Source organism: Lysinibacillus sp. PWR01 (assembly GCF_043359455.1).
GTDB classification, from domain to species: Bacteria; Bacillota; Bacilli; order Bacillales_A; family Planococcaceae; genus Lysinibacillus; species Lysinibacillus fusiformis_F.
Genome location: NZ_JBHERJ010000023.1, coordinates 1 through 19,089 on the forward strand (window position 1 = coordinate 1; position 19,089 = coordinate 19,089).

A 19,089-nucleotide genomic window follows, 5' to 3' on the forward strand; every position below is an offset into this window, starting at 1 on the left:
AGACTAGGGTCTTTATAAATTTAACTACCAAGTAGCTCTATTTGGGTCAGGATCTCTTAATACCTCTAAATATCCAACATCCTTTACAGTTTTAAATGTACTATCTGTATAATGTACCGCTGTAAGATAATAAATGTAAGTTTGGTCATACTCGCTCCAACTTCTTGTAACCCATGATCCAACATATGTAGGTACAACTTTTCCGCTAGCCCAACCTGTAATTTTATTGAAATAGAAGTTAAACATAAAGTTACTAGCATATTTTGTAGGGATTTTAGTAACTATATATGCTACAAAACTATCTATAAGATATTTTTCTATTTTATTAGAAAATGTTTTATATACTGGCGCTACAACTGTTGTTGAGTTTGAACCAATATCATGAGCAAAAGGTTTAATCAAATCAGTATTAGAGTTTTCTTGAACACTTGAATATAAATCTTGAAGTTGAGCTTCGTCCAATTCGACATTCCCAGTAAAGTTAATGCCTTGGAATGAATAATAATAATCAGATTGAAATTCTAATGAAACCAATGTGTCATTAGATTCTTCAGCAGCGAATGCTGTAGGTAAAACAGAAGTGAATAAAAGAGTTGAAGCTGCAATTGATGTTATAAATTTTTTCATAAAATACCTCCTTTATTTAAATATTAACATATTTACCTTTAATGTAAATATATTCATGTTAATATGCGGAATTATTAATAACTCATAATAAATATATGGTTAAGTCTTTTTAATTTAGGTATATTTAATTGAAAATATATTACCTAAAAATATAATTGTATTTCTTTTTAAACCATTTGTTAGCTTTTATAATATCCTTAAATATAAAATATTAAAATATTACATTTTATAAGATGAAGTATTGATTTTGCGTTATAGGGATGGCAAACGAGAGCCTAATAATTAGTAAAAAGACCACTCCTTTGAACTGCACCTCAAAAAATCTTACAATTGGAATGTAGTACAGATTAGTGGCTTAATTTGAATTTTCTTTAGAATCTATATCTAACACATTTTCAAGAGTAACTAATGCGATAGAAGCTTCATAGATATATGTATCGCTTTCTTTTATTAATTCTAAGGCTTTATCCATATTACTTATATTGCCCTTTTGCAAAGCAGAAATAGCATGATCCGTAGCTTTCTCACGTTTTAAAATAGCCTTTCTACATTAGCTATAAAATCAACTATGTTTTGTTGATGTTCTTTAGAAAGTCCATCAACAGGGGGAGACATGTCTTTTTCTCGCACAGATTGATAAGCTGCTTTTAATAACGTGTATTGGTCAATAGCTTGCTTTGTTGCTATTTGTGAATTGGAATATTTGTTCGCTGTACTTTTCCAAAATTCGGACCAAGTACCATCAAACTTTTTTAATAAACCATCAATATATGGTTTTGTTTGAGTTAAGTAGTATTCCTTTTCTGATTCATTTACACTAGCCACTGGTAATGTAGTATTTTTATTTTTTTTACTTTCATTAACACTATCGGGTGCTGTGATGCCAACACCTGCAATTGCAATAATAGCTACAGTCAAAGAGTAGAGTGTCTTTTTTAAATACATTTTATCGTCTTGTTTTTTTACAATTGCTAATAAAAACTTGATGCCCCATAGAACAAAACCGCCTAAACAAATTAGTGCAAGAATAGTAAATAGATTAACCAAAATAATCATCTCCCTTCAATTATTACCATTTTAGGGAATTTTGTATGCTTTGTATATAATAAAAAATGAGATAAATTTGTGAAATGATATGCTTTTTCTTTAATCATTAGCTATAATGCACATACTGCAAAATAACGAGGTATACAAAAAAGCTAGGGTTGTACTTAAACGTGACCCATAGCTTTTCTGTATATTTAGTAATAATATGAAATGTTTTTAATATTGGAGACTTGTATATATCAACTTATGTTTAATTACACATTTATTAAAATCCGCTTCGGCACTCATGACAATATTGGCTCAGGACCTATCCATTTACCACCAGATGAAATGCATACAAGTGCTTCGTGGCTATCCTTCAATAGGGTGTCTCAATGGTCAGAGGCGGAATTAACGGATGCTATGGTAGGAGCTGCTTATGCGATGAACGCCTTTATCCCAATTTTTATCCAGTGTGATAGTAGTGATGTAGCAGTTGTGCCGCAAGTAAAGGCATCACACAATGAATTACCAACGTTCTTTGTTTATGATAAGTATCCTGGTGGGATTGGTTTAAGTGAGAGAGTATTTGCACTATGGGAGGAACTGTTAACCAAAACGCTACAACATGTATCGAGCTGCCCTTGTGAATCAGGTTGTCCGTCTTGTATTGGGGCGCAAGATAGTTTAGAGCAAGGGAAGAAAAGAGTGGTAGATCTTCTTCGGATGTTAAATTAGATAAGAGGGCTTAGGGAATAAGCAAGTTCGTTCCTCAAGCCCTTTTATGTTTTATAAATAGTATTATTAGTTACTGAAACGAGGGTTATCTACTAGGTTTGTGGGAAGGAGGAGGTCGATTTGCTATTCGATCATATGACGCAGTTTCTTTTTCATTTTCTTGATATTAAAGTTTTATCAAGCAAGGCAAAACGGCATTATCAACAAAGCCTTGAGAGCCATTGCTTACTGTTTACCACAAAGGGGACTGCTCATTTAACGCTTGGAGATCACCAATACAGACTGCCCAAAAATGGTGTCTACCTCTGCTCTGCTGAAAGTGCTCGCCTCTTAAAGGTGGACTTAGAGAAGCTAACTACAGTTTACCTTGTTACCTTTAATGCCCTCTCTCAAAGTGCAAAGCGATGGGAGACGAAGAATGATAGAGGAGAAGCGATAAATCTTGAACAAACAGACGAAATCATCCGTCTTTGTAACAGTCTCCTCTCGTTGGCAGAGAGTCCCATCGAAGAGGATATTTTATTAAGTCAAGCCCATTTTTACCTGCTGTTACATACCATCATTCAGCATCGCAAGACCCCTAATAGAGATTTGCAACATATGTTAGAAAAAACAAAGCAACATATGGAGTATCATTTTCGAGAAGCTATTCAAGTGAAAGATTTAGCCCAAATGATGAATATAAGTGCAAAGTATTATATGGAGCTATTTCGTAAACAGTTTGGTATTAGTGCCATCCAGTATCTAATGAATGTAAGAATAGAAGCGTCTAAATGGCTTTTAATAAAAGGAGGTAAAACCCTTCGAGAAATTGCGAGTGAGGTAGGGTATAAAGACGAGTTTTACTTCAGTCGCCGATTCAAACAACAAATGGGTATGTCTCCATCTTTATTTATGAAAAGTCGTAGAAAAAACATCGCTGTTTTAGATAGCTCCTTTTTTGGCTTGCTTGCACCACTCCATTATATCCCGATTGCAGCACCGCTCCATCCAACATGGCGATATTATTACTATAAGACTTTTGGAAATCATGTACCTGTTCAGCTAGCTGTTGGCAGAACACCAGCCGTTTTAAATGAAAATATTGCGGTACTTCTGCAAGAAAATTCGCAATATGATTATATATTTTGCTTAGATAATGTGACGGATGAGCAGTTGACAGTATTACAAAAGGGGGGCCATGTTTATCGACTTGCGTGGAGTAGTCTCTCATGGCGTGAACAGTTGCTCGAGATTGCAAAAATCCTAGATGCAGAAATGGAAGCAAGGAAATGGTTGATAGAATACGAACAAACAGTACAAGATGCTGTTGCTAGCTTAGCGTACATTTCCCATGAGCGCAGTATGTTATTTTTGTTAGTCAGGGGGAATGAATGCTATCTGTATCAGGATAGAAGTATTCAAGAAGTTTTGCTGGAGGATCTAGGACTAAATGTGATGATTGCTAACACGCAAGACCCTATCACGGTTCGGGAATTAGCTGAAATGAACCCCGATTTCATCATGGTACTTGTTTATGAAGACGAGGAATCAATGATGAAATGGAACGAGCTTCAATCAGATGAGCTGTGGCTTGAATTGAAATCCGTGCGAAATGATACTGTTTATACACTTACTCATTTTCCGTGGCGCGATTATGCTCCGTTGCCACATTTACTCATCGTAAAAGAAGTTATGCAATTGTTAACCGCAGATAGTTCATTATAAAATCCGCCTTTTCTACATGGACGCCAAAAGAACGCCTGTTTATTATTGATAATAGTTTTCATTCTCATTTGAGATAAGTGTAAAAGGAGGCGTTCTTGATGAAAAGAACTATAGTCATTTTAAGCATTATATTTTTTATTTTCATTTTATCTGCATGTACGAAAGATAGGGAAGAACCAACATCAGCTGGTACACAAAATAAGGATAGTGAAGAACAAACAACAATTACTTATTTAAATAATCACTACAAGATTCCAGTGAAACCAGAGAAAATTCTCTTTTTAAATGCCTTTGAGTCCATTGAGGATGCTGTGATTTTGGGCATAGAACCCTATGCAGCAAGTGCAATTGGTAGTGATGAGGAGCCATTCCCAAGTTTTTTTGGCGACGTTACGGCGAATACAATTCCTTTACTAACAACTAGCGGAGACAGTTTGGAGTACGTTTTGCAACTTGCACCAGATTTAATTATCAGTACAGATATGGAAGATCCAAAAGTTTTAGAACAGTTAGAGAAAATCGCACCAGTGATTCCAACTTCTCATTATGGCCCAGATTGGCAGGCGAATCTTGAAATGCTTGCTGAGGTCACTGGAAAGGCTGAAAAAGCAAAAACACTTATTGATAAATACCATCAGGATAAGCAAAACGCTATCCAATATCTCCACTCATTTCAAGACAAGGATGTAGTAGCAATACGTATTCGAGGTGGCGAAATGATGATTTACCCTAAAAACGTATTTCTCAATGATGTACTATACGGTGAATTGAATCTCCCTGTGCCAGAAACTATTAACAAGGTGGATCAGCAAACCGTTATTTCTTTGGAGGGTCTATATCAAGCCAATCCAGATTATATTTTCATTCAGTATGACCTATATGAAAATGATATGGATGAAAGTATACTCGAGGAGCTTCAACAAAACCAAGTTTGGAAAGGATTAAAGGCAGTCAAAAGCAATCAAGTTTTTATTAATGCCGTAGATCCATTGGTAATGGGTGGAGGGACATTAAATGGGCGAGTCCGTATTTTAGAAGCAACCATGCAGGCATTAAGTAACTAAAATACGTAAAGGTGATAAGGAGCGATTGTGTGAAATTATCAGAGAAACTTGATCAATTATTTATGCAAAAATTTGAACAAGGGCTTTTCTCAGGCAATATTTTAGTAGCAAAGGAAGGTATACCTCTTTATATAGGTACATTTGGTTTAGCAAACTACCATAATAGCAAGAAGCTTTCCGAAGATTCCTTATTTGAATTAGCTTCCGTTACGAAACCAATGACAGCCATTGGCATTATGATTCTTGAGGAGCAAGGGAAACTTAATTATGATGACACTATCCAGAAATGGATTCCCTCATTTCCCTATGCAACCATTACTTTACGACATGCACTAACACATACATCGGGATTGCCAGATTATATGGAATTATTCGAAAGACACTGGGATCATCGTTGTATTGCAACAAATACAGATGTACTCCGGTTACTAGCCGAACATAGACCACAGCTCAATTTTGACCCTGGTGAAAAATATCAATATAGTAATACAGGCTATGTTTGCCTAGCGATGGTCATTGAAGAAGTATCAGGTATGTCCTATGCCACGTTCATGTTACACCATATATTTAAACCGTCAGCCATGCAACGAACAAGGGTCATGAATCGCAGATATCAGCCTGAATATGTTGAGGATTTTGCTTTTGGCTATATCCATGATGTGAAACGTGCGTTGTTTTCCTTGCCTGACGAACTTCCAAGTTATGAATTTGTGAACTATTTAGACGGAATCCAAGGGGATGGAATGATTCATTCAACGATAATGGACTTACTTTCGTTTGATAGAGCGCTTAAAAATGGTCATTTGCTTTGTGCTTCATCACTAGAATTGGCTATGTCTGCAACTGTAACAAAGGATGGCCAAAAAACACCATGTGGCTTTGGTTGGTTCATTGATCAATCACCAAAAACAGGAAAAAAAGTATTTCATAGTGGTGGTTGGCCAGGTTACTCTACGATGCTATGCCGTTATGTAGAGACTGATTTTACCATTATTATCCTCAATAATGTAGAATGCTATACAGAAGATAACCAGCAGGAAAGCGCGTCAGATTGGTTACAGCAAATTGAAGAATATGTATTTAATTGAAAGTGATACAGGTAGAAACTCAGTGGGATTTTTCCCATTGAGTTTTTTATCTCGATTTTGCGGATAGCATGGTTAGCTTCTGCTCCTTGGCGTGAAAAAACTAGACGTAATGACTTTGAATGGGGTTAACAATCATGTTACTCTTGCAAGAGAGAGGTCTTATACTATAGTAGAAAATGAGTGAAATTCATGTCTTACGAAAATAAAATATTACAAATGAAAAAAATGCTTGGAAAAAAAACAATGACTGCTAAACAAAAGGTTGAAACACCAGCATTCCAAAAACCTACTTGTCCTAGCTATACAGAGCAATGGAAACAGGCGGGACTAACGGTTGTTGAAAATGATTTTGGCATCGTATTTAAGCGTCAAGTAAGCTATCCGTTTAGTTATCAGCATGGACATTATCAACTGCAATCATTCTTTGAAGCCCTGAAAAAATGGCAAGGCGCTGAGTTTGACCACCCTTATGCACTCGATATGGAAGAGTCTGTATTATTTTTTGACACGGAAACGACAGGCTTAAAGGGTGTCGGGACCCATATTTTTTTGCTTGGATTTTTAGAGGTAGCTGAGGAATCCTTCATCCTAACACAATATATTATGGCTGATCCTGCACATGAAGCAGCCTTCTTATTTGAATCCAAGCTTTGGCAAAAGTCAGCTACTGTAATTACCTATAATGGGAAAAGCTTTGATTGGCCACAGCTTGAAACACGATGGACACTACATCAAAAGACGTTACCTAAATTACGATCTCAGCGACAGATCGATTTGTTGCATAGTTCCAAGCGTTTATGGAAAAATGATATGGAGCGCTTAAAATTAAAATCTGTCGAGGAAGAAAAGCTTGGTTTTTCTCGTATAGGGGATATTCCAGGTCATCTCGCGCCTATTATTTATTTAGATGCCGTGAAAAGTGGCATACCAGATGCTCTTATGAAGGTTTTACATCATAATGAGTGGGATTTACTGTCACTCATCACACTTTATAGTCATTCTACGCATTTATTGTTTGAACAGGACCAGGAAGAATCAGCAAAAACTTTTACGAATATTGGGAAATGGTATGGTGATTTAAAACAAAGCACTCAAAGCGTGAGAGTTTTAGAAAAGGTGACAGCGAAATTTGATGCACTAGAAGCGGGCCATGCTCAATACTATTTAGCACTACAGCACAAAAAGAGTAAACGTTATAGTGAGGCCATTGACTCATTTGTGGCGTCTCTCCATTTTGTTGAAGCAAGAACAAAGTTACATGCCCTTGAGCAGCTAGCCATACTTTATGAGCACCAAATGAAAGATTATGAGCAGGCCCTTTATTATACGCAAGAAGGCATACGTCTCATTCAAAATCATGAGCAATGGAGAGTAGAACAAAAACAAAAATGGGAAATTTCTTGGGAAAAGAGATTGCACAGACTAGGAAATAAGAAATAATTTCCTGGGAAAGCGCGTGAAACGACAAGTTTAGCCTTACAATTAGTGTTTACAGACGATATAATGTGATGAAGTATGCTATAATGTATTCGTGTATGTAGTGTGAGGAAGGGCGATGTGAATGGACATTAAATTAACGTCAAAAATGATCCTTGAAAAGGAATTTAAAAAGAACTTTAAAGGCTACAATGTAGAAGAAGTAGATTCTTTTCTTGATGAAATTATTCAAGACTATGAAACGTTTGAAAAAATGGTGGCCCAACTACGTGAAGAAAATAGACAATTAAAAGAAGAAATTGAAAGTACACCTAAGAGACAGCCGGTTGCTTCAGCGGCAGCTGGTACAACGAATTTTGATATTTTAAAACGTCTTTCTAATTTAGAGAAACATGTATTTGGTAGCAAGTTATACGAATAATTTTAGTCAATTATATTGTATTTAACATAAAACTCTAGTATAATCTTTCGTATCATCATGAAATTCTGGTAATCGCTGCGGCGCTAGACGTCGTAGAGGAAAGTCCATGCTCACACGGTTCTGAGATGGTCGTAGTGTTCGTGCTTACTGAAAAAATAAGGTAAGGCAGCTGATAAGGCTGACGGCGGAAGGAAAACCTAAGTCCTTTGGATATGGTTGACACTTCCTGAAAGTGCCACAGTGACGAAGCTTGCTTGGAAACTTGCAAGGTGGAACGAGGTAAACCCCACGAGTGAGAAACCCAAATTATGGTAGGGGCACTCTCTAGAAGGAATTAAACGGATAGAGGGACAGAGTTTGCTCTGTAGATAGATGATTACCACCTGATCGTACGAGGCGCAAGCTGTTTGAGTACTCAGGAACAAAACATGGCTTATGGAATTTTTTGATGCTTATCTACGAAATAACAAGCGCTCTCCAATTCGGTGGAGAGCTTTTATTTTGAGTTCATGAGGAAAAAGTAACCTTGTTAATCAAGTCTTGGTATGCGCTATACGTTTGAGAAGTATCGCTACCGCTTCTAAGTCACAACATCTGAAAACGGTTATCGCATTAATGTGATGTATTGATCTTGATTGTTTTGTACTGTAAGCAAAATGCCTGGTACAAAAGGCGACCATCATTCGAACTGGAGAGATGATTGTACCCTGTTCATCAAGAGAATGCCTCTGGCGATTGTCACAGATTTACGTGAGACGCTTTTTGAGCAAGTTCAAAAAATCTGGACGCATTGTTTATCTGCGCGAAAGCGAAGCGTCAGCGACAATTACGCCGAGCGTAATAGATTACATAACGATTGGCCTGACGTAAATGCCCTTCTGAGGGGGAGTATAGAGAGATAGGATGGAGCGGAAACATGAACGGAGTAAACAATTGGGAAAGTACGGATAAACTGAAATTAATAGCTAAATATCCGACTACCTTAATACTTAAAATCTTCGAAAATGTATCTGAAGGTATCATGATTACTGATGAATACAAAAAAATAGTAATGGTTAATCCTGCCTTTGAATTTGTGACAGGCTATACATGTGATGATGTGGTTGGCAAAACGCCAGCCGTTTTACAATCTGGTGTACATGAATTGCCGTTCTATTTAGAGATGTGGGAGCAGATACGACAAGAAGGCATTTGGCAAGGTGAGATATGGAATCGTCGTAAAACTGGAGACGTATATCCTGAATGGTTAACAATTGTTTGTGTAACCAACGATGAGGGTGAGGTTACAAATTACTGTGGTATTTTCACAGATTTGTCTGAAAGAAAAATAGTAGAAAATGAATTAGAAAAGCGTTTGCTCACGGATTCATTAACAGATGTATCCAATCGTTTTGCCTATATTGAAAGAATGGATAATCTCTTAGAATCGACTTCTGCTATTTCTCATTCAGTGCAGCATGCGATCTATTTCTTAGATTTGGATCGATTTAAGCAAATTAATGATACATTAGGCCATGCTGTTGGAGATTCAATTTTAATAGAAGTAGCAAATCGTCTAAAAAAATTACTGAAAAATAAAGACATTATTGCAAGATATGGCGGAGATGAATTCGTCATTACATTAACCAATGTGAAAAATGTCAAAGAAGCTGCAAAATTCGCTGAACAAATTATTAGTAGTATCGAACAACCGATGATGATTAATGATCAGGAAGTTTTTATTTCTACAAGTATTGGTATTAGCGTTTTTCCAGTGGATAGTAAAAACACAGAAGAACTAATCAATTGTGCAGATAGAGCAATGACTTATTCAAAAAAGAATGAATTGAACGGCTATTCCTTTTATTTTGATGAACTGCAAACAGATGCACAACGAGTACTATTGCTAGATTCTGAGTTAAGAAGAGCAATAGAAAACCGTGAATTTGAGCTGTATTTTCAGCCAAAGGTTTCTATGGAAAATGAGCAAATTCAAGGTTTAGAAGCACTAGTCCGCTGGAATAGCGAGAGGCTAGGCTTTGTGTCGCCTGCGGAGTTTATCACTTATGCGGAGGATACAGGTCTAATCATTCCATTAAGTGAGCTCATTATCGAAAAAGCATGTGAGGCAGTGATCCAAATGCAACAACATGGTTGGAAAACACCTGTCGCCATTAATATTTCGAGCATTCACTTTAAACAGCAGAATTTTTTGGAGTCAATCCAAACCATATTAGAGCGCTATAATATGCCAGCCAACAATTTTGAAATAGAAGTGACGGAGCGAACGGTGATGAACAGTGCCAACGAAACTGTCAGTAAATTGGTTCGTTTGAAACAATTAGGCTTTAAAATCTCAATCGATGATTTTGGGACAGGCTATTCGTCCTTAAGCTATTTAGTTCGCTTCCCATTAGATTGTTTAAAAATTGATCGAAGCTTTATTCAGCATATTGGATCACTCGATGAAAAACAGGCAGTTGTAGATGCGATTATTCAAATGTCCCATCGCCTAAAAATGAAAGTTGTTGCTGAAGGTGTAGAACAAGCACAACAAGTGGATATACTACGTAAAATGAACTGTGATATTATCCAAGGCTATTATTACAGCAAACCACTCCCGTTAAACGAACTGATGGAGTTTATGGAGTATTGGGAAATTGAGCATCAAGGAAGGAAATAATCTATGGCAAACTATCAATTAGTAGCTACGTCAGCAATGGGCTTAGAAGCTATTGTGGCACAAGAAGTAAAAGCACTTGGCTATGAAACAACCGTTGACAATGGCAAAGTATATTTTGAAGGCGATGAAACGGCTATTGCACGTACCAATTTATGGCTACGTGTAGCGGATCGTGTAAAGATTGTCGTTGGACAATTCCCTGCAAAATCATTTGAACAATTATTTGAAAGTGTGAAGGCACTCCCTTGGGAAAAATACCTACCAGTGGATGCTGCTTTTCCTGTTTCAGGAAAGTCCGTAAAATCGAAATTATTTAGTGTACCAGATTGCCAAGCCATTACTAAAAAAGCAATCGTTGAGCGAATGAAACAGCATTACAAGCGACTTGGCTTTTTAGATGAATCTGGAGCAACTTACAAAATAGAGGTTTCAATTTTAAAAGATGTGGCGACACTAACGATTGATACATCTGGTGCTGGCTTACATAAACGTGGCTATCGTCAGGTACAAGGTGAGGCACCCTTAAAAGAAACATTAGCAGCTGCACTTGTACAAATTTCAAAATGGAATCCAAATCGTCCATTTGTTGACCCATTCTGTGGCTCTGGTACCATTGCATTGGAAGCGGCGATGTTTGGACAAAACATAGCACCAGGCTATAACCGTGAATTCATTTCTGAGGAATGGCCATGGATGAAAGCTGCAATCTGGGATACGGTTCGTGATGAGGCGGAAAGTTTAGCGAACTATGATCAGCCGTTAGAAATTATCGGTTCCGATATCGATCACCGCATGATCAGCATTGCGCAAGAAAACGCAGTGGAAGCAGGCTTTGGAGAGTTAATTACGTTTAAGCAAATGCAAGCACGTGATTTTACAACACAGTTAATGGATGGTGTCATGATTGGGAATCCACCGTACGGAGAACGTATTGGTGATGTTGAAGTCGTGGAACAGGTGATCCGCGACGTCGGAAAGGTTATGAAAAACTATCCAACTTGGTCTGTATATATGCTATCCTCCATGAAAAATTTTGAAGAATTATATGGACGCCAAGCGACGAAAAAACGTAAATTATTTAATGGTTTTATTGAAACAAATTATTATCAGTTCTGGGGTCAAAAGTCTAAAAGAGATTAACGAATAGTAACGGAAGATAAGATTTTTTCTTATCTTCCGTTTCGTCGCGTATAATAGCACCAGATCGTTAGAGGGGGAACATCAATTGCGTAAATCTTTACCATTTGCATTATCAAAGGACCGTTCATTTTTTGAATCATTAGGTGACTGGATGGGCGATGTCCTTTATGATGAATTACCTGAAAAGGGCTTTGAATGCCGTGATGAGCAAATTTTTATGGCGTATCAAATAGAACAAGCACTAAAAGAAAAAAATGTTCTCTTCGCAGAGGCAGGAGTAGGAACTGGCAAAACGATCGCTTATTTGCTTCCAGCTATCTCTTATGCGCGCTACACAGGGAAACCAGCATTGATTGCTTGTGCAGATGAAACATTAATCGACCAACTTGTAAAAGAGGGGGGCGATATTTATAAACTTCAAAAAACATTAGGACTTGATATTGATGTTCGTCTAGCAAAATCGAGAGATCAATATTTGTGCTTAAAACGCTTTGAGGAAGCGGAGAAAGTGGAGTCGGATGAATGGATTGACGATATTGCCTTTTCTATCCCTGATGGTGTTTATGCTCAAGGTTCGATGATTGCTGTTCATCCATATGGGGAACGCAGTGATTATCCGACTGTCAGTGATGAGGATTGGCAAAAGGTTAATTACAATTCGATTATGCAATGCTCGGTTTGTGATCTTCGTAATCGCTGTGGGCAAACATTGCACCGTTCTCATTACCGAAAATCAACGGATCTTGTTATTTGTTCGCAAGATTTTTTAATGGAGCATTTGGCTACAAAGGAATCTCGTGAGCGTGAAGGTCAGCTTGCTTTACTGCCAGAAGTATCAATGATGGTGCTGGATGAAGGACATTTACTGGAGTATGCTGCACAAAAAGCGATGACGTATAAAGTGCAGGCGACGACCATTGTGCAATTATTGGAGCGCTTGATGGTAGATGGCGTACGTGAACGTACACTGTATGCGATGGAGAAATTACAGGATGATCATGAGCTATTTTTTGATCAACTTCGTGATGATATCGTTGCTTCCAATGAAGATCGTAAACGTATAAACAAATCAAAAACACTGCTGGCTTATGGAAAGCAGTTAATAAATGATGTAGAAACATTGATGGAAGAATTCGTCTTTGAATCAGAAATGTACATGATCCCTGAATATGAGTTAAATATGGCAGAAGAATATTTAGAACAATATGAGGCTTCTTTACGTATTTTTATCGCACAGGGAGATGCAGTGGATTGGTTAGAGGAGACAGATGGTGAAGAAACACTCGTCATTATGCCTCGTTTAATCACAGAAGTTTTAGCAGAAAAGTTATTCTCTAAAAAGCTTCCAATCGTCTTTTCTTCTGCCACGCTATCGGTCAATAAAGACTTTTCTTATATTGCCTATAGTTTAGGAATTCGAGATTACCAATCATTTTCTGTGCCATCCCCATTCGATTATGAAGAGGTCATGAAAATCTATTTACATGAGCTTACGCAACGTGACAAAACAGCGCGTGTTCAGCAATTGCTACGTGATGGCGAACAAACATTGATTTTATTTAAGTCGAAGCAAGCCATGCTAAACTTCAAGGCAGAATTACCGCTAATGGAACGTATGTATGTAGCATTCGAAGGAGATCGAGAGCTATCAGCCATTGTTCGAGATTTCCAGCAAGGAACAGTTAAAACATTATGCTCATATCATTTATGGGAAGGGCTAGATTTACCTGAGGAAGCATTAACACGTGTGATTATTTATGATTTACCGTTTCCTCCACAGGACCCATTATTTGATGCAAAACGTACATTTGCCGAAAACCCATTTGAGGAAGTGGAATTACCTTTCATGCAATTGCGCTTGCAGCAAGGGATGGGACGCTTAATTCGTACATCAAATGACCATGGTGATATTCACATTTTGTTAAATGAAGATGAGCAAAAACAGCGTGCAGCCTTTGAAAATATATTAGCGGTTGTACCAGAAATAAAGTAGAAAAAAGCGAGTTTGCTCAAAATGCAAGCTCGCTTTTTATTATTTTGAAATAACATTATGTGTGTAGTTAAATTATTGGTTTTTAAAAAACTGTTGAATATTTCTCTTTTAAGCTATATAGTTCTTTGTAATGCAACGAAATCTTGTGGAAGAATATATTTTTTGTATTGAAAATAATTTCACAAAAGGTTTATAATAATGACAAGAATTTTTAAGAATAGTCAAATTGCTTGCTGACTATTCCTTGATAGGGGGCTTAAACCTGTCGAACATTCAATCATTGTGTAGAAAATATACAAATCTATCGGCAACGGATATTGACAAGTTAATAGAAATAGAGGCTACGCTAACGTATTATGCTGAGTTGACTGATTGTTATATGTTCATAGATTGCCTGTTGGAGAATTTACCGCATGCGATTGTTGTGGCAGAGGCATTCCCGAAGAAAGAGATTGGTTTATACGAAAAATCAGTTATCGGAAAATTCGTATTTGAAAGTTTTGAACCAGCTGTATTTGCTGCGTTTAAACATAAAGAAAAATCATCCATTACCAGAGCGATTACGCAGGAAGGCATTACGGTAGAGCAAAATGTGCTTCCGATTTTTAATGAGCAACAGCAAGTAATTGCCGTGTTAATTCAGGAAAAAATGGTGAAGATGCAAACGACACCGAAGGATGATTTTCAAAATATGCCTTTTGCTTTAATTGAACATATTGTTGAACCTAATTCTCAACCGATTCCAGTTGTTTCAGATTTACTCGTAGAGTCGATTATTCTCACAAATCACGAAAATAAAGTAATTTACAGTAATCCTGCTGGCTATCATTTTATTTCGGAGCTATCTGGATTAGAAAACTTTGACAATGTAGCATTGGATAAAATCTTACCTTTTTTACAGGAAGTCTATGATAAAGGCGACGATGTCTTTTTCCTAGAAATTACGATTGATCGTAAATCCTTTATTGTAAAGAAAATTCCAATTCGCAGTTATAACGAGAAGGTCACACTACTCATTATTCATGATCTAACAGAGCTTAAGCTGAAAGAAAATGAGCTAATGATGAAAACATTTGCGATACGAGAAATTCACCACCGCGTGAAAAATAATCTTCAGACAGTGACAAGCCTATTACGTTTGCAAATGCGAAATGATCTGTCTGCATCGAATGCAAGTGCTTTTCAAGAGGCATTAAATCGAATCTATAGTATTTCATCGGTTTATGAGCTGATTTTAGAAAATGAAGATAACGCTGAAGAAAGAGTAGACGTTATCGCATTAGCTAAAAAAATTGGTCATAAAATGATTGGTACGTCTAATACAGCAACTATTCAACTAGCCTTTCATCATGAAAATTTGCAGCTATTCTGCCATTCGAAAAAGGCAGTCTCTTTAGCACTCATTATTTGTGAGCTACTGCAAAATGCATTAAAGTATGCGTTTATCGGACGTGATGAAGGAATCATCGATATTCAATTCATTCAGGAAGATTCTACAATTTCGCTTCATATTTCTGACAACGGCGTTGGAATGCAAGAGGTGAAGGCATCTTTTGGTATGGAGATTATCACAAGGCTTGTAGAATATGATTTAGCTGGCTCATTTTCCATTATCCCTAGTAATGAAGGTACACATACTCAAATTCAGTTCCCTGTAAGTGAGGAGGTATTTATCGTAAATGACTAGGAAAGTTATGATTGTTGAAGATGAATCACTGATTGCGATTGATTTGAAGTTTATGTTAGAAGATAACGGCTACGAAGTTGTAGCCCAAGCGAACAATGGTGAAACTGCCATTGAATTAGCCTTTTTACATAAACCACAGTTAATCTTAATGGACATTAAAATGCCTAAACTTGACGGTTTAAAGGCAAGTAAAATTATTGAACAACAGCTTGGTATACCCGTTCTTTTCATCTCGGCCTATAGTGAAAAAGAATTGTTGCTATACATGAAGCAGGATAATATATTAGGATATGTAATGAAACCGTTTTCTGAAAAAAATGTGTTGCCTGTGCTAGAGGTTGCTTTTCATCAAATTGATAAATTCAACCGTCTCAATGGGGAGATCTTACATAAGCAAACACAATTAGATAAGCGGAAAGTCATTGAACGAGCAAAGGGCTTGCTTATGCAGGCTGAAAATATAAGCGAGGACGAGGCTTACCGTAAGATCCGCAATGAAAGTATGCAAACACAACAGGAAATGGTGCACATTGCACAGCAAATTATTAACAACTTACAAGTCAATAGTTGAAGCAAAGGCGCTTTAAAGAGATTTCTTCTTTAAAGTGCCTTTTTTTATATAAATTTATAAATAAAAAAGGGGTGATGAGTAAGATGGCAATGATAGGAACGGTTATCGTTTATATTATTATGATTTGTGCTATTTTAGGGGCAATCGGAGCTATCCGAGATGCTGAGTATGGAATTGGGAAAGAATTTATGAATGGGATCCATACGGTTGGTCATATTTTTGTCCCAGCAGCAGGGATCATGGCAGCTATACCTTACTTAACATGGTTTATTAGTCATTTTATTAGTCCGATTTTTGAGTTAATTGGTGCAGATCCTGCGATTGCAGCGACAACAATTTTAGCTTCGGACATGGGTGGTTACCAATTAGCCAATGCGTTAAAGGAGTCTTATGAGGGATGGGTAATGGCTCTTGTTGTTGGTTTTATGTCAGGTGCTACCATTGTATTCTCGATTCCAATGGGCCTTGCGATGTTGGATAAGCGTGATCATAAATATATGGCACTAGGTATTATGGCTGGCGTATTAACAATTCCGATTGGTGCATTTATTTCTTCAATCATGATTGTGCTATTCAACACAGAAGTACGTGAAGTCATTAGTACAACAGAGGCTCCTACATATGTATTTGCCATTTCTGTTTTACAAATATTAATTAACTTACTACCGTTATTCATTTTCGTTATCTTAATCGCACTAGGCTTAAAGCTTATTCCAAACGGCATGATTACTGGCTTCATGGTATTCGGTCGTGTCATGGATGCGGGAATTAAATTGGTGTTAGTGTTCTCTATTGTGGAGATTTTTACAGGTATTTTTACAAAGATTTTTGGCGCGTGGGGCTTCGATCCAATCATGGCTGATGAAATCGACCAGTTCCGAGCATTAGAAACAGCTGGTTATATCGGGATTATGCTAGCGGGTGCCTTCCCAATGGTGTATTTAATTCGAAAGTATGCTTCCAAGCCACTTGAAGCGGCTGGGAAAAAATTAGGCTTATCCTCTGTAGGAAGTGCTGGGATTCTAGCAACGATTGCGAATATTTTAGCGATGTTTACACTGATTCGCCATATGCCACCAAAAGATAAAGTGATTAACATTGCATTTGGTGTATGTTCTGCCTTCTTATTAGGTGATCACTTATCATTCACAGCTAACTTCCAGCCAACCATTATTTTACCTGTTATCGCAGGGAAGTTTTTAGCGGGTGTTATTGCAATTATTTTAGCCTATAAGCTTTCAGTGCCAACTGCATTAAGGCTAGAAATTGAGGATCGCAAGGCAGGCATTATTAAAGAAGGCGAATATTTAACAGATCAAAAATCATAACGAAGAAAAAGTGAGGTGATGACGTGTGAGTGAAGAGAAAAAACGATTTATTCAGGAGTTTGTGCCGGGTAAACAGCTAACATTGAGTCACCTTATTGCCAATCCTGATCCAGAAATGTTTCAAAAGCTGGGTATCCAAGATGCGGGTGCCCTTGGCATTATGACTTGTACGCCAAGTGAAACGGTAATTATCGCAGGAGATTTAGCGACAAAGGCAGCCAATGTCAAACTAGGATTTTTAGATCGTTTTACAGGTAGTCTCGTTATTGTAGGTAGTGTGTCAGAGGTAGAAATGGCGATGTTAGAAATCAATCGTTTTTTATCCGAGGTATTAGGCTATACACCTTCAAAAATAACGAAATCATAGGATGTGTCATATGAAAAATCGAGTAATGATAATAGGCGGTGTGCAAGCAGGAAAGTCAACATTGATGAATACATTGTTGGGCAAAGAAAGCAGTCCCAACAAAACACAAGCACTCGTTTATGATGACTGGATTGTTGATACACCAGGTGAATATGTTGAAAATCCAATGTATTACAGAAATATTATGGCAACATCGCTGGAAGTAACCCATGTGATTTACTTGCAGGATGCCACATCAGCAAGGAGTGTATTCCCTCCGCAATTCAGCTTAGGGATTCCCAAAATACAAATAGGTGTGATTACCAAGATTGATGCCCCTGATGCCGATGTTGAAAGGGCTATCGCCTTATTAAAAAATGTTATGACGCAGGGCCCTATCGTGAAAACCTCTTCATGGAAGAAGCTTGGCATTGAATTGATTGAACCATTGATTCAACTCAAGACACATGAAGAAATTCGTCAATTTGTCAAGGATCACGATAGTCCGTATCTCATGTATTGCTCACAGTAGCGAGAGGGAGGTGTAGGGTGAAAACTGAAAAAATATTTAGTGCAGGCATTGATATTGGGACAAGTACCACAAAAATGGTAGTCAGTAGTTTTCTGTTAAAGAATGTGGCTGGCATAACCCATGTGCCAAGGATTGAAATTATTGAGAAAACGGTGTTGCATCAAAGTCCAATTATCAAAACACCTTTTATTAATAAAGACATCATCGATATGAAAAAGATTGAGGAATTTATTTCCCAACAGTATCAATTGGCACAAATTGCTCCATCTGATATTGCAACAGGGGCCATTATCATTACAGGTGAATCAGCCACGAAGGAAAATGCAATTGAAGTTGTCCATACCATTGCAGATGGCGCAGGTCATTTTTTAGTTGCTACCGCAGGTCCTGATTTAGAGGGCATTATTGCTGCCAAAGGAGCAGGTACTTTACAGCAATCAAAGAATTCATCCAAAGTCATCGCCAATATTGATATTGGTGGAGGGACAGCGAATATTGCTGTTATGCAATTTGGAGAGGTCATTGGTACATGTACCTTACATGTTGGTGGTAGATTGATTGAATTTAAGGATGGCAAGATTCAATCAATTTCTCCGCCACTCATGCGATTGATGGAACGATGGGCTAATCCGTTAGCTGTCGGTGATGCGGCCGAAGATGATCGAGTAACACTTTGTATTGAAGAAATGGTGCAAACACTTGCCATGATTCTTCATGGACAA

Annotated in this window: 16 protein-coding genes, 1 other RNA gene and 1 pseudogene; 16 read left to right on the forward strand and 2 right to left on the reverse strand. The window is 37.4% G+C overall.

Annotated features, from left to right (window positions below):
• Positions 1-24: 24 nt before the first annotated feature.
• Positions 25-627, reverse strand: coding sequence for a hypothetical protein (locus ACEVFT_RS03205; protein WP_342443107.1), 603 nt, complete (start codon positions 625-627; stop codon positions 25-27).
• A gap of 531 nt (positions 628-1,158) precedes the next feature.
• The gene (locus tag ACEVFT_RS03210; protein WP_393948106.1) at positions 1,159-1,674 is read right to left on the reverse strand and encodes a hypothetical protein; all 516 of its coding nucleotides are present in this window, start codon (positions 1,672-1,674) and stop codon (positions 1,159-1,161) included.
• Between the two features lie 261 nt (positions 1,675-1,935).
• On the opposite strand from ACEVFT_RS03210, the pseudogene ACEVFT_RS03215 reads away from it, so the two are divergent.
• The 16 genes and pseudogenes from ACEVFT_RS03215 to ACEVFT_RS03290 form a co-directional block, all read left to right on the forward strand.
• A pseudogene (locus ACEVFT_RS03215) lies at positions 1,936-2,391 on the forward strand (Zn-binding domain-containing protein); the annotation flags it as partial.
• A gap of 120 nt (positions 2,392-2,511) precedes the next feature.
• Entirely contained in the window at positions 2,512-4,098 is a 1,587-nt protein-coding gene (locus tag ACEVFT_RS03220; RefSeq protein ID WP_393948108.1) for a helix-turn-helix domain-containing protein, read from the forward strand.
• Between the two features lie 98 nt (positions 4,099-4,196).
• Positions 4,197-5,162 (forward strand): ABC transporter substrate-binding protein, encoded by a 966-nt coding sequence (locus ACEVFT_RS03225; protein WP_393948110.1) that lies wholly within the window; start codon positions 4,197-4,199, stop codon positions 5,160-5,162.
• A gap of 29 nt (positions 5,163-5,191) precedes the next feature.
• Positions 5,192-6,250 carry a serine hydrolase domain-containing protein gene (locus tag ACEVFT_RS03230; RefSeq protein WP_393948111.1) on the forward strand — a complete coding sequence of 353 codons (1,059 nt, stop codon included), beginning with the start codon at positions 5,192-5,194 and terminating at the stop codon, positions 6,248-6,250.
• Between the two features lie 189 nt (positions 6,251-6,439).
• On the forward strand, positions 6,440-7,690 hold the full coding sequence (locus ACEVFT_RS03235) for a ribonuclease H-like domain-containing protein (RefSeq protein ID WP_393948112.1): 1,251 nt from the start codon (positions 6,440-6,442) through the stop codon (positions 7,688-7,690).
• 121 nt (positions 7,691-7,811) lie between these two features.
• Positions 7,812-8,108 carry a cell division regulator GpsB gene (gpsB, locus tag ACEVFT_RS03240; RefSeq protein ID WP_205442503.1) on the forward strand — a complete coding sequence of 99 codons (297 nt, stop codon included), beginning with the start codon at positions 7,812-7,814 and terminating at the stop codon, positions 8,106-8,108.
• Positions 8,109-8,168: 60 nt separating this feature from the next.
• An RNA gene (gene rnpB, locus ACEVFT_RS03245) (RNase P RNA component class B) lies at positions 8,169-8,549 on the forward strand.
• 475 nt (positions 8,550-9,024) lie between these two features.
• Positions 9,025-10,770 carry a GGDEF domain-containing phosphodiesterase gene (locus ACEVFT_RS03250; protein ID WP_205442504.1) on the forward strand — a complete coding sequence of 582 codons (1,746 nt, stop codon included), beginning with the start codon at positions 9,025-9,027 and terminating at the stop codon, positions 10,768-10,770.
• A 3-nt stretch (positions 10,771-10,773) separates the two neighbouring features.
• Positions 10,774-11,910, forward strand: coding sequence for a THUMP domain-containing class I SAM-dependent RNA methyltransferase (locus tag ACEVFT_RS03255; RefSeq protein WP_342443113.1), 1,137 nt, complete (start codon positions 10,774-10,776; stop codon positions 11,908-11,910).
• Between the two features lie 85 nt (positions 11,911-11,995).
• Positions 11,996-13,903 carry an ATP-dependent DNA helicase gene (locus tag ACEVFT_RS03260; protein WP_205442506.1) on the forward strand — a complete coding sequence of 636 codons (1,908 nt, stop codon included), beginning with the start codon at positions 11,996-11,998 and terminating at the stop codon, positions 13,901-13,903.
• A 280-nt stretch (positions 13,904-14,183) separates the two neighbouring features.
• Complete coding sequence (locus tag ACEVFT_RS03265; RefSeq protein ID WP_393948114.1) at positions 14,184-15,590, forward strand: sensor histidine kinase; 1,407 nt, start codon at positions 14,184-14,186, stop codon at positions 15,588-15,590.
• Positions 15,583-16,161, forward strand: coding sequence for an ANTAR domain-containing response regulator (locus ACEVFT_RS03270; protein WP_004269312.1), 579 nt, complete (start codon positions 15,583-15,585; stop codon positions 16,159-16,161). Before ACEVFT_RS03265 ends, ACEVFT_RS03270 begins: the two co-directional genes overlap by 8 nt.
• A gap of 83 nt (positions 16,162-16,244) precedes the next feature.
• Positions 16,245-17,489 (forward strand): ethanolamine utilization protein EutH, encoded by a 1,245-nt coding sequence (gene eutH, locus ACEVFT_RS03275; protein ID WP_205442508.1) that lies wholly within the window; start codon positions 16,245-16,247, stop codon positions 17,487-17,489.
• A gap of 25 nt (positions 17,490-17,514) precedes the next feature.
• On the forward strand, positions 17,515-17,856 hold the full coding sequence (gene eutS / locus ACEVFT_RS03280) for an ethanolamine utilization microcompartment protein EutS (RefSeq protein WP_155592892.1): 342 nt from the start codon (positions 17,515-17,517) through the stop codon (positions 17,854-17,856).
• A 10-nt stretch (positions 17,857-17,866) separates the two neighbouring features.
• Positions 17,867-18,367, forward strand: a complete 501-nt coding sequence (locus ACEVFT_RS03285; RefSeq protein ID WP_393948115.1) for a EutP/PduV family microcompartment system protein — start codon at positions 17,867-17,869, stop codon at positions 18,365-18,367.
• Between the two features lie 17 nt (positions 18,368-18,384).
• On the forward strand, positions 18,385-19,089 hold a 705-nt coding region (locus tag ACEVFT_RS03290), incomplete at its 3' end, for an ethanolamine ammonia-lyase reactivating factor EutA (RefSeq protein ID WP_393948117.1).